The sequence below is a fragment of the Micromonospora parastrephiae genome (assembly GCF_016802865.1).
Classification (GTDB): Bacteria; Actinomycetota; Actinomycetes; order Mycobacteriales; family Micromonosporaceae; genus Micromonospora; species Micromonospora parastrephiae.
Genome location: NZ_JAEVHM010000193.1, coordinates 1 through 10,062 on the forward strand (window position 1 = coordinate 1; position 10,062 = coordinate 10,062).

Below are 10,062 nucleotides of genomic sequence, written 5' to 3' on the forward strand. Positions count from 1 at the left end.
GCTGCTCGCCGCCGCCGGGCACGACACCGTGCCGGCCGATCCGGTCTACCCCACCGCTCTCGGCCTGCAGGGCATCGCCACCTGGTTCGCGGCCGCCGCCGCCGACGTGCGGGCCGCCGGTCTGGACCGGCGCGGCCTGCAACGACGCACCCGCCGACACGTCGCCCTGGGCGAGTGGGCGCAGCGCCGCGGGTACGTCCGGGAGGCCGACCGGGCCGCCTGGCGGCAGCGGTCCGTCGACTTCTTCACCGACCACTCGGTCGACCTGCTGCTCACCCCGGCGCTGGCCAGCGTGCCGCCGGAGGCCGCGCGCTGGTCCGACCGGTCCTGGCGGGCGAACATGACGGCCAACATCCGGTACGCCCCGTACGCGGCGCCGTGGAACGTCGCCGGCCTGCCGGCGATCGTCGTGCCGGTGGGCCGCCGCCCGGACGGCCTGCCGGTGGCGGTGCAGCTGGTCGGCCCGCCCGGCTCGGAGTTGCTGCTGCTCGGTGTGGCCGGTCAGTTCGAGATGGCCGCACCGTGGTCGCGCCACGCCCCCGGTTATCCCCGCGTCGGAACGGGGTCGCCGGCCGCCGCGTGATCGTCGAGCCGTTCGACCCCGGTGTCGGCGCGGAAGGCGCCGGAGGTGGGTGGCACGATCGGGGCATGACGGAACTGGTCGGTCTCGACGACGTGCGGGCTGCGCGGAAACTGCTCGACGGCGTCATCCGGACCACCCCGCTGGAGCCCTCCCGGCCGTTGAGCGCGGCGCTGGGCGGGCCGACCTGGCTCAAGTGTGAGAACGTGCAGCGCGCCGGCTCGTACAAGGTCCGCGGCGCGTACGTGCGGATCTCCCGGTTGTCGGCGCAGGAGCGGGAGCGCGGGGTCGTGGCGGCGAGCGCCGGCAACCACGCGCAGGGCGTGGCTCTCGCGGCCGGCCTGGTCGGCACGCACGCGACGGTCTTCATGCCGGTCAACGCGCCGCTGCCGAAGGTCGCCGCCACCAAGGGGTACGGCGCGCAGGTCGAGTTGGCCGGCAACACCGTCGACGAGGCGCTGGTCGCCGCCCAGACGTACGCCGAGCGCACCGGGGCGGTGCTGATCCACCCGTTCGACCACGCGGACGTGATCGCCGGGCAGGGCACGGTGGCGCTGGAGATCCTCGAACAGTGCCCGGAGGTGAAGACCATCATCACCGGGGTGGGTGGCGGCGGGCTGATCTCGGGCATGGCGGTGGTGGCCAGGGCGCTCCGGCCGGACATCCGGATCATCGGCGTGCAGGCGGCCGGTGCGGCGGCCTTCCCGCCCTCCCTGGTGGCCGGGGAGCCCGTGCGGCTGCCCGCCTTCGCCACCATCGCGGACGGCATCGCGGTCGGCCGTCCCGGCGAGATCACCTTCAACCACGTCCGCAAGCTGGTCGACGAGGTCGTCACGGTCTCCGAGGAGGACATCTCCCGGGCACTGCTGATGCTGTTGGAGCGGGGCAAGCAGGTGGTCGAGCCGGCGGGGGCCGTCGGTGTGGCCGCGCTGCTGGCCGGCGTGGTGGAGGTGGAGACACCGCTGGTCGCGGTGCTCTCCGGCGGCAACATCGACCCGTTGCTGATGATGCGGGTGATCGAGCACGGTCTGGCCGCCGCGGGTCGCTACCTGCGGGTGACGGTGCGTTGCTCGGACCGGCCGGGGCAGCTGGCCTCGCTGCTCAGCCAGATCGCCGAGCACCGGGCCAACGTGGTGGATGTGGAGCACCAGCGCGCCAACCCGCACCTGAGCCTCGGCGAGGTGGAGGTGGCGCTGTCGGTGGAGACCCGGGGTGTGGAGCATTCGGACACGCTGATCAGCGCACTGCGGGCCAGCGGCTACCAGGTGGTCTTCGCCGCCGAGGCGTGACACCGGTGGGTGCCACGCCTCGGAAGCGGTGCGTCTGAGCTTGCGGTGGAGCCGGCGACGTCAGCCGGAGAAGGGCTCGAAGTTGACCACTGTCACCTTGATGTCGGCGCCGCTGGGTGCCGTGTAGGTGCAGGTCTGCCCGGGCCGACCCCCGAGGATCGCCTTGCCGAGCGCGGACTCGGGGCTGTAGACGGTCAGGTCGGTGGTGGCCGCGATCTCCCGGGAGCCGAGCAGGAACGTCTCGGTGTCCTCGGTGTCGTCGTCGAAGTAGATCGTCACGACCATGCCGGGCGACACCGCGTCCGCCGTCGGCGCCTCGCCGACCTTGGCGGTGCGCAGCAGCTCCTGCAGGTAGCGGATGCGACCCTCGGCCTTGCCCTGCTCCTCGCGGGCGGCGTGGTAGCCGCCGTTCTCCCGCAGGTCGCCCTCCTCGCGTCGGGCGTTGATCTCGGCTGCGATCGCCGGGCGGTTGGCGATGTGCTCGTCGAGCTCGGCCTGGAGGCGGTCGTACGCGTCCTGGGACAGCCAGGTGGCGGGCGCCTCGTTGCCAGTGGACACAGGCGTTCTCCTCAGTTGTGCGTGCTGGCTGACAGGTGAATTACCAAGTTACCAGTGCGGTACGACACAGCGTGTTGGCCATCACGACCGGTGTCCGTTTCCCACACCCCCGGTAGGCGACCTCCGACGTGCTCCGGGAGCGACGTCTCCGCAGCTCAAACGGGGGGTCGGCAGCGCAGCACCTCGCCGATGAACGGACGCGCGGTGGTGGCGAGGCGGTGCCGGGTGGTGACGTGCCGGTCGCCGGGGCGCGCGGTCACGGTGATCTCCTCGCGGGCCACCTCGACGCCCGCGCGGTCGCGGGCACGCAGCGCGCACACCGCCGTACCGCCCGGTGGCACGGTCACCCGGAAGTCGATCAGTACCTGATCGTCCGTGATGTCGGTGTACGTGATCACCTGGGCGTCGTACGCCGGATCGCCGTACTGGTTGTAGAGCCGGACCGAGATCAGCGTCAGCGCGGCCACCAGCGTCAGGAGCGCCAGCGCGGCCAGCAGCGTACGACGGGTCTTTCCGCCCGGTTCGCGGCGGCGGCCGTAGCGCCCGGCGGGGAAAACCGGCGCGCCCGGTGAAATTGTGGCGTGCGTCTCGGTCACCGGCGGGTATCTCCTGGCGTTGTTGTCGGCGGCATCGGCAAGAATGACAGAGTCCATCCTCCCAGCCCGGCTCAGCGGCAGGAATGGCAGGTCGGGCCCCGCCCGGTGTCGACCGGCAGCGGGTGTGGAGGATCCCCGGCAGGTCAAGCCGGTCGAGTCCGGTCGGGTCCACCGTCCGGCACAGACGAGGAGCGCCGAAGTTGGCAGAGCAACTACGTCTCATGGCCGTCCACGCGCACCCGGACGACGAGTCGAGCAAGGGTGCGGCAACCACGGCGAAGTACGTCGCCGAGGGGGTGGACGTCCTGGTGGTGACGTGCACCGGCGGTGAGCGCGGCAGCGTGCTCAACCCCAAGCTCGACCGGCCCGACGTGTGGGCCAACATCGCCGACATCCGGCGTGCCGAGATGGACGCCGCGCGGGCGATCCTCGGCGTCGAGCAGGCCTGGCTCGGCTTCGTCGACTCCGGGCTGCCCGAGGGCGACCCGCTGCCGCCGCTGCCCGAGGGCTGCTTCGCCCTCCAGGACGTCGAGGTGGCCGCCGGCCCGCTGGTGCGGCTGATGCGCGAGTTCCGCCCGCACGTCGTGACCACGTACGACGAGGAGGGTGGCTACCCGCACCCCGACCACATCATGTGTCACAAGGTGAGCGTGGCCGCCTTCGAGGCCGCCGGCGACCCGGAGCGCTACCCGGAGCTGGGCGCTCCGTGGCAGCCGCTGAAGCTCTACTACGACATCGGCTTCTCCAAGGCCAAGATCATGGCTCTGCACGAGGGCATGCTCGCCGCCGGTCTGGAGTCGCCGTACGAGGAGTGGCTCAAGCGCTGGGAGGACCGACCGGACAAGGGCCCCCGGATCACCACCCGGGTGGAGTGCGCCGACTACTTCCCGGTCCGCGACGACGCGTTGCGTGCCCACGCCACCCAGGTCGACCCGGACGGCTTCTGGTTCCACGTGCCGATGGAGCTGCAGAAGCGTGCCTGGCCGACCGAGGACTACGAGCTGGCCCGATCGATGGTGGACAGCCCGATGCCCGAGTCGGACCTCTTCGCCGGTGTCCGGGAGACGGCACACGCGCGCTGACTCCGGGCGGCGCTACCCTGATAACCAACCGCACATCGGAGGAACGCCATGCTGACCGCTGCCCAGGTGCTCGCGGAGAACAACTTCGGGGACACCCGCACGGGTGGGCTGGCCGGCCCGATGGGCCTCTTCCTCATCCTGCTGCTGGCCACCGCGACCATCCTGCTGATCCGCAACATGAACGCCCGGCTGCGTCGGCTGCCCGACCGGTTCCCGCAGCAGGGGCGGCCGACCGACCCGACCAGGGCCGACGCGGCAGTCGTCGATCCGACAGACGGGACCGGAGGGCGTGATTCATCCACGCCCGCTCCCAACGGGCACCAGCAGCACCGGAACGGGTAGTCCCCGCATGATTCACGCCTAACCGGGTGGTCGCCCCCTGTTGCGACCACCCGGTTTGGCTTAGCCTTCCGCCGGGGGGACCAAAAGTCCCCGAGCCGTGCGCGGAAGGGGGCGCCGATGACAGTCACAGCACCGGCCGCCCGTCGTACCGTCGCCCGGTCGGCTGACGGGGGAGGTCGATGACCTCCGGCCCGGTCGGCGACCCGTTCGACCGGCTCGGGGTGCGCGGCACGCCGGTACGGCTGCTCGTGCTCACCGCCGCGGTGACGCTGACCGCCGTCGTCGCCGCCACGGTGGGGTTGACCCTCCCGGCCAACCTGCCGTCGGACGACCCACTCGGCGGTCCGGCCCGCTTCGGCATCGTCGTCGCCGTCGTCGCCATCGCCCAGCTCGCCCGGCTGCGGTTCCGCTCGCCCGCCGGCATGGTCAGCATCACCTGGGGCGAGGCGGCGTTGATCGTCTGCCTGTACCTGGCGCCCGCCGGCTGGCTGCCGTCGGCCACCCTGCTCGGCGCCGGGCTGTCCTGGACGGTGCTCTCGCTGCACAACGACCGCCGGCCTGCGCTGGAGATCGTCCGGATCGCGGCGTCGTTGGCCGCCGCCACGGCGCTGGCCGTGTCCGTGGCCACCGCGCTGGGGCATCCGCTGCTCGCCGCGCCCACCCCGATGCTGGCGCTGGCCGTGATCGCCGGGTCGGTGACCTACCTGCTGGTGACGGCCTGGCTCGGTGGGGTGACGCTGGGCCTGCGGCACGGCCTGCCGATCGGCCCGCCCCTGCTCGCGGCGCTGCGCGGCAAGCTGTTGATGTTCGTCGGCAACGTGGCGGTCGGCCTGGTGGTGGTCGCGCTGCTGGAGCTGGACCCGCGCTGGCTGTTGCTGCTCCCGCCGTTGCTCTGGCTGCTCCAGCAGACCTACCGCTACCGGTTGCGCGCCGATCAGGAACGCCGGACGTGGCGGGCTTTCGCCGAGGCCACGGCCGCCCTCAACCAGCTCGACGAGCGGGGCGCGGCCAGCGCGGCGGTGACCGGCGCGCTGGCGCTGTTCAACGCCGAGCTGGTGGACGTCGACGTGGCCCGCGCCGATGGCCGGTGGCGCCGCTACCGGGGTGACGCGGGCGGCCAGATGGTCGACCGGGAGGTGGGCCCGCCGGACCTGGCGGAGCCGGACGAGCACGAGCTGATCCGTGCCCTCTCGGTCGGCGCCGTGCCGGTCGGCCGGCTGCGGGTCCGGTTCCCCCGCTCCGCCCCGCCCAGCAACCGGGAACGCGACGCCGTGGCCGCGTTCGGCGACGCTCTCGCCGCCGCGCTGCACGATGCCGCGACCCACCGTGAGCTTCGGCTCGTCACCGCGCGGTCGTCGTACGAGGCGGTGCACGACCCGCTCACCGGGTTGGCCAACCGGGCGGCCATGCTCGGCAAGGGTGACCAGTCGCTGCGTCAGCTCGCCCACGACCACCCGGTGGCGCTGCTGCTGCTGGACATCAACCAGTTCAAGGAAGTCAACGACACCCTCGGGCACGCCGCCGGCGATCAACTGCTGCGTCTGACCGCGAACCGGCTCAGTGCGATGGCCCGTCCCGGCGACCTGCTCGGCCGGCTCGGTGGTGACGAGTTCGCACTGCTGCTCACCTCCGTCCCGGTGCTCGGCGACCGGGCTGCCCCGCTGGCGCACGCGCTGCGCCAGGCCCGGGAGATCGCCGAACGGCTGGCCGCCCCGACCGAGGTGGCCGGTGTGCGGATGTCGATCGAGGTGTCCGTCGGGGTGGTCGTGGCCGACGCCGGCACGGCCGACCTGACCGAGCTGCTGCGCCGGGCCGACATCGCGATGTACCAGGCCAAGGAGGGCGGCGGCAGCGTCGCCGCGTACGACGGCAGCCGGGACGCGGCGAGCACCGACCAGCTCGCCCTGCTGGCCGAGCTGCGTGAGGCGCTGAAGGTCGACGACCAGCTGGTGCTGGCGTTGCAGCCGGCGGTCGACCTGGCCACCGGGGCGCCCACCGGTGTGGAGGCGCTGATCCGCTGGCGGCATCCCCGGCGCGGCTGGCTGGGTCCGGCCGACTTCATCCGTCCGGTGGAGAACAGCGAGCAGCTCGGCACCTTCACCCGGTACGTGCTGGACAAGGCGCTCGGTGTGGCCGCCGGCTGGGCACGGGAGGGGCTGGACGTCCCGATCTCGGTCAACCTGTCGGCGCGCAGCCTGCTCGACCCCCGGCTGCCGGCGGAGATCGCCGACGCGTTGCGCCGACACCAGGTGCCCCCACGCCGGCTCGTCCTGGAGATCACCGAGACGGTGGTGATGAGCGAGCTGGAGGTCATCGACGAGGTGTTGGCCACCCTCCGGTCGATGGGCGTGCAGCTTGCCGTGGACGACTTCGGCACGGGTTTCTCCTCGCTGACCTTCCTCACCCGGATCGCGGTGGACGAGTTGAAGGTCGACCGCTCGTTCGTGATCCGGATGGCCGACTCGCCGGAGGCGGCGGCGATCGTACGGACCACCGTGGGCCTCGCTCACGAGCTGGGGCTGCGCGTGGTCGCCGAGGGGGTGGAGACGGCCGAGCAGCGGATGGCGCTGGCCGAGCTGGGCTGCACCTCCGCGCAGGGCTACCACTTCTTCAAGCCGATGCCGGCGGACAAGATCGGCGCGGTGCTGGGGTCGCTGCGGGACTCGGCCGAGTCGAACGTCTTCCGGCTCCGCGCCGACGGCGCTTCCTGACCGCCCGGCTGATCGGTTTCGGACGGGGCAGCGAACCGCCCGGCGGCCCCCTGGAGTCAATTGACCTGCGCAGATGTATCGATCCGCGCTGTCCTCCTCTCGAAGGGACACCATGCGACTCTCCGGGAAAAGCCCTCTTCTCGCCGCGGCCCTCGCGTTGGCCGTCGCGGCGTTCGGCACGCTCGCCGTCGCCGCGCCCGCACAGGCCAAGGCGCCGCAGTCCGCCTCGCTGTCGGTCTCCGGTGACCCGGACGACCCGATCACCGAGGGCGGCAGCTTCTCGTTCGCCACGGCCTCCGGGGACGGCTTCAACGTCTGGGGCACGCCGAACCACCTCACCGTCCAGGTCTTCGACCCGCCCGCCGGTCCCTGGACGATCGAGCTGAGCGCGCCGGTCGTCAGCCGCTGACCGTGGGCACCTACACCGGCGCCACCGGCTCCACCTACGAGAGCCCGTTGCCCGGCATCGCGCTGACCGGCAACGACCGGATCTGTTCGTACGGGCAGACCGGCTCGTTCACCGTGACCGACATCTCCTGGGGTCCACACGACTACCTGGAGCGGTTCGACGCCACCTTCGAGCAGCGCTGCAACTACTCCACCGGCTCGGCCCGCGGCACGGTGCACGTCACCTTCCCGCCGGCGCCACCGGTGCTCGCCGTCGACGTGGAGGTGGCCTCGTCGGGCACGATCGACGCCGGGACCGACGAGGTGACGGTGCGCGGCACGGTGACCTGCACCGCGCCGGCCACCGTGTACGTCGAGGGCAGCGTCACCCAGACCCGGCACGGTCAGCGCGCCGAGGGCATCCTCCGGGCCGAGACCGCCTGCACCCCGGGCGCGCCGGTCACCTGGACGTCCAGCACGCCGACGTTCACCGCCGTCCCGTTCCACCAGGGCGACGTCGACGTGTCCGCCAACGCCCTCTCCTACGACACCACGTACGACGTCTTCGTCGCCGACACGGACACCGCCGAGGTCAAGCTGCGGCGCGGCTGATCCGCGCCCGGCCCGGGTCCACACGGCCCGGGCCGGGTGACCGCCGGGCGCGACCGGGCGGGGCTGGTTATGGTCGTCGGGTGAACCGACTTGCCGGCGCCACCAGTCCGTACCTGCTCCAGCACGCCGACAACCCGGTCGACTGGTGGCCCTGGTCGGACGAGGCGTTCGCCGAGGCGAAGCGGCGCGACGTTCCGGTGCTCATCTCGGTGGGTTACGCGGCCTGCCACTGGTGCCACGTGATGGCGCACGAGTCGTTCGAGAACGAGCAGGTCGGCGCCCTGATGAACGACAACTTCGTGGCGATCAAGGTGGATCGCGAGGAGCGCCCGGACGTGGACGCGGTCTACATGACCGCCACGCAGGCGATGACCGGTCAGGGCGGCTGGCCGATGACCGTCCTCGCGACCCCCGACGGCACCCCGTTCTTCTGCGGCACGTACTTCCCGCGCGCCAACTTCATCCGACTGCTCCAGTCGGTCACCACCGCCTGGCGCGACCAGCGCGAGGAGGTGCTGCGCCAGGGTGCCGCGGTGGTCGAGGCGATCGGCGGCGCGCAGGCCGTGGGCGGCCCCACCGCGCCGCTGGACGCCGCACTGCTCGACGCCGCGGCTGCCCGGCTGGCCGACGAGTACGACGCGACGAACGGCGGCTTCGGGGGCGCACCCAAGTTCCCGCCGCACATGAACCTGCTCTTTCTGCTGCGCCACCACCAGCGCACCGCCGACCCCCGTAGCCTGGAGATCGTCCGGCACACCGCCGAGGCGATGGCCCGTGGCGGCATCTACGACCAACTCGCCGGCGGTTTCGCCCGGTACTCGGTGGACGCGCACTGGACGGTGCCGCACTTCGAGAAGATGCTCTACGACAACGCGCTGCTGCTGCGCGTCTACACCCAGCTGTGGCGGCTCACCAGCGACCCGTTGGCCCGTCGGATCGCCCGGGACACCGCCCGGTTCCTCGCCGACGAGCTGCACCGGCCGGGGGAGGGGTTCGCGTCCGCGCTGGACGCCGACACCGAGGGCGTCGAGGGACTCACCTACGCCTGGACGCCCGCCCAACTCGTCGAGACGCTGGGCGAGGACGACGGCCGGTTCGCCGCCGACCTTTTCACCGTGACCGATGACGGCACCTTCGAGCACGGCACGAGCGTGCTCAAGCTCGCCCGGGACGTCGACGACGTCGCACCCGAGATCCGGGCCCGCTGGCAGCAGGTGGTGGGGCGGCTGCTCGCGGCCCGCGACGCCCGCCCCCAGCCGGCCCGCGACGACAAGGTGGTGGCCGCCTGGAACGGCCTCGCGATCACCGCCATCGCCGAGTTCCTCCAGGTCGCCGCGCTGTACGCGTCGCCGCAGAACGAGGACGTCAACCTGATGGAGGGCGTCACCATCGTCGCCGAGGGCGCGATGCGGGACGCCGCCGAGCACCTGGCCGCCGCGCACCTGGTGGACGGCCGGCTGCGCCGGGTCTCCCGCGACGGCACAGTCGGCGAGCCGGCCGGAGTACTGGAGGACTACGGCTGCGTGGCCGAGGCGTTCTGCGCGCTGCACCAGCTCACCGGCGAGGGCCGTTGGCTCACCCTGGCCGGTCAGTTGCTGGACGCCGCGCTGGAGCACTTCGCCGCGTCCGGCGGCGCCTACTACGACACGGCCGACGACGCGGAGCGGCTGGTCACCCGGCCGGCCGACCCGACCGACAACGCCACCCCGTCCGGCCGGTCGGCGTTGGTCGCCGGGCTCGTCGCGTACGCGGCCCTGACCGGGGAGACCCGCTACCGGGAGGCGGCCGAGGCGGCGTTGGCCACCGTGGCGCCGATCGTCGCGCGGCACGCCGGTTCACCGGGTACGCCGCCACCGTCGGCGAGGCGCTGCTCTCCGGGCCGTACGAGATCGCCGTGGCGACCGA

10 protein-coding genes are annotated in these 10,062 nt (G+C 72.6%); 8 read left to right on the forward strand and 2 right to left on the reverse strand.

Going from position 1 to position 10,062, the window contains the following annotated elements:
* Both JNW91_RS26150 and ilvA read left to right on the forward strand, forming a co-directional pair.
* A partial coding sequence (locus tag JNW91_RS26150; protein ID WP_255545287.1) for an amidase family protein occupies positions 1 to 583 on the forward strand: 583 nt, incomplete at its 5' end.
* A gap of 65 nt (positions 584 to 648) precedes the next feature.
* Complete coding sequence (gene ilvA / locus JNW91_RS26155; protein WP_203178025.1) at positions 649 to 1,869, forward strand: threonine ammonia-lyase; 1,221 nt, start codon at positions 649 to 651, stop codon at positions 1,867 to 1,869.
* Positions 1,870 to 1,929: 60 nt separating this feature from the next.
* Here ilvA and greA read toward each other — a convergent pair whose 3' ends face one another.
* Together greA and JNW91_RS26165 are read right to left on the reverse strand one after the other, a co-directional pair.
* Positions 1,930 to 2,427 (reverse strand): transcription elongation factor GreA, encoded by a 498-nt coding sequence (greA, locus tag JNW91_RS26160; protein ID WP_203178027.1) that lies wholly within the window; start codon positions 2,425 to 2,427, stop codon positions 1,930 to 1,932.
* A gap of 155 nt (positions 2,428 to 2,582) precedes the next feature.
* Positions 2,583 to 3,023 carry a DUF4307 domain-containing protein gene (locus JNW91_RS26165; RefSeq protein ID WP_203178035.1) on the reverse strand — a complete coding sequence of 147 codons (441 nt, stop codon included), beginning with the start codon at positions 3,021 to 3,023 and terminating at the stop codon, positions 2,583 to 2,585.
* Positions 3,024 to 3,223: 200 nt separating this feature from the next.
* Between JNW91_RS26165 and mca the strand changes: the two genes are divergently transcribed.
* From mca to JNW91_RS26195, 6 genes are all read left to right on the forward strand, one after another.
* Positions 3,224 to 4,105: a mycothiol conjugate amidase Mca gene (gene mca / locus JNW91_RS26170; protein ID WP_203178029.1), complete on the forward strand. Its 882-nt coding sequence runs from the start codon at positions 3,224 to 3,226 to the stop codon at positions 4,103 to 4,105.
* Between the two features lie 48 nt (positions 4,106 to 4,153).
* Entirely contained in the window at positions 4,154 to 4,447 is a 294-nt protein-coding gene (locus JNW91_RS26175; protein ID WP_203178031.1) for a hypothetical protein, read from the forward strand.
* A 179-nt stretch (positions 4,448 to 4,626) separates the two neighbouring features.
* Positions 4,627 to 7,158, forward strand: coding sequence for a putative bifunctional diguanylate cyclase/phosphodiesterase (locus JNW91_RS26180; protein ID WP_238425732.1), 2,532 nt, complete (start codon positions 4,627 to 4,629; stop codon positions 7,156 to 7,158).
* A gap of 112 nt (positions 7,159 to 7,270) precedes the next feature.
* Positions 7,271 to 7,567 carry a hypothetical protein gene (locus tag JNW91_RS26185; protein WP_203178033.1) on the forward strand — a complete coding sequence of 99 codons (297 nt, stop codon included), beginning with the start codon at positions 7,271 to 7,273 and terminating at the stop codon, positions 7,565 to 7,567.
* 2 nt (positions 7,568 to 7,569) lie between these two features.
* On the forward strand, positions 7,570 to 8,157 hold the full coding sequence (locus JNW91_RS26190; RefSeq protein WP_203178034.1) for a hypothetical protein: 588 nt from the start codon (positions 7,570 to 7,572) through the stop codon (positions 8,155 to 8,157).
* Positions 8,158 to 8,237: 80 nt separating this feature from the next.
* Positions 8,238 to 10,062, forward strand: a 1,825-nt coding sequence (locus JNW91_RS26195; RefSeq protein WP_407664387.1) for a thioredoxin domain-containing protein, incomplete at its 3' end; no start/stop codon positions are given.

Excerpts from the sequence above, each read along its gene's own strand:
- ilvA (WP_203178025.1), top strand. The coding sequence starts at position 649 with ATGACGGAACTGGTCGGTCTCGACGACGTGCGGGCTGCGCGGAAACTG.
- JNW91_RS26180 (WP_238425732.1), top strand. The coding sequence starts at position 4,627 with ATGACCTCCGGCCCGGTCGGCGACCCGTTCGACCGGCTCGGGGTGCGC.
- JNW91_RS26185 (WP_203178033.1), top strand. The coding sequence starts at position 7,271 with ATGCGACTCTCCGGGAAAAGCCCTCTTCTCGCCGCGGCCCTCGCGTTG.
- JNW91_RS26175 (WP_203178031.1), top strand. The coding sequence starts at position 4,154 with ATGCTGACCGCTGCCCAGGTGCTCGCGGAGAACAACTTCGGGGACACC.